1 protein-coding gene and 1 pseudogene are annotated in these 1,197 nt (G+C 57.6%); both read left to right on the forward strand.

Going from position 1 to position 1,197, the window contains the following annotated elements; translation table 11 throughout:
- Nucleotides 1–90, forward strand: a pseudogene (locus ACG0Z5_RS23735) (type VI secretion system tube protein Hcp); the annotation flags it as partial.
- 173 nt (nt 91–263) lie between these two features.
- A partial coding sequence (locus tag ACG0Z5_RS23740) for an AAA family ATPase (RefSeq protein ID WP_394451618.1) occupies nt 264–1,197 on the forward strand: 934 nt, incomplete at its 3' end.

Raw genomic sequence — 1,197 nt, forward strand, 5'->3', positions numbered from 1 at the left:
ATTGAACTGCGTTACGAAAAAATCACCTGGACCTACAAAGACGGCAACATCATTCATTCCGATTCCTGGAATGAACGCGCCACCGCGTAAGCCCGATGCGGACAGGGTTTCCTGTCCGCAGTTTTTTGCTGAGTGCCTGTCTGAAACGGGCTTTCAGCAAAGAAACCCACAAACTGCCAGCCTGACCGTATGCGCTTTGGTCCCCTTAACGGGAAACAGCGAGGGGCGGTAGCGTGTCCAGGAACCGACAAAGAGAGAGATTCATGGAAAATCCAGCCATCCTGTTGCGACGTCTGAACCCTTACTGTGCCCGTGCGATGGAAGGGGCGGCTTCGCTATGCCAGACCCGTGCTCATGCGGAAATTTTGCCTGAGCACTGGCTGCTGAAGCTGTTCGAACAGGGGGAAGGTGACCTGACGGTGCTGGCACGCCGCTACGAGTGGGATATCGATACGCTGTGGCAGGATTTGCTCGGCTGGCTGGATAATCAGCCGCGCTCGGTACGCAGCCGTCCGAAGTTATCCGCCGAGATACAGAAACTACTGCAGGAAGCCTGGATGCTGGCCTCACTTGCCGGAGAGGAAAGTATCCGAAGCCAGCACTTGCTGATGGCGCTGACGGAAAACCCACGGCTTGCTCACTGCGACGGTCTGTGGCCACTGCTGACGCTCGGGATGAGTCAGCTTTTACGTCTGCGCCCGCTGCTGGATGCACAATCTGACGAACGCCCGGATTTGCAGCAGGACGCAGAATTGGCCCAACAGGGAAGCGATGTTGAAATGGTCGGTCGCCCGGTGGGGGCTGAAATCCGCGAAGGCGAACTGAACCCGGCGCTGCAGAACGCGCTGGATAAATTCACCCTCGATGTCACCGCCAAAGCGAAAGAGGGCAAAATTGACCCGGTATTCGGCCGTGATACCGAAATCCGCCAGATGGTCGACATTCTCTCGCGCCGTCGCAAGAACAACCCGATTCTGGTCGGTGAACCGGGCGTCGGTAAAACTGCGCTGGTTGAAGGCCTGGCGCTGCGCATTGCCGAGGGCAACGTGCCGGAATCCCTCAAACCGGTCATTCTGCGCACCCTGGACCTCGGCCTGTTGCAGGCGGGCGCAGGCGTGAAAGGGGAATTTGAACAGCGCCTGAAAAACGTCATCGATGCGGTGCAGCAATCGCCAGTGCCGATTTTGCTGTTTATCG

Source organism: Scandinavium sp. M-37 (assembly GCF_043558715.1).
In the GTDB taxonomy this organism is placed as follows: domain Bacteria; phylum Pseudomonadota; class Gammaproteobacteria; order Enterobacterales; family Enterobacteriaceae; genus Scandinavium; species Scandinavium vulneris_A.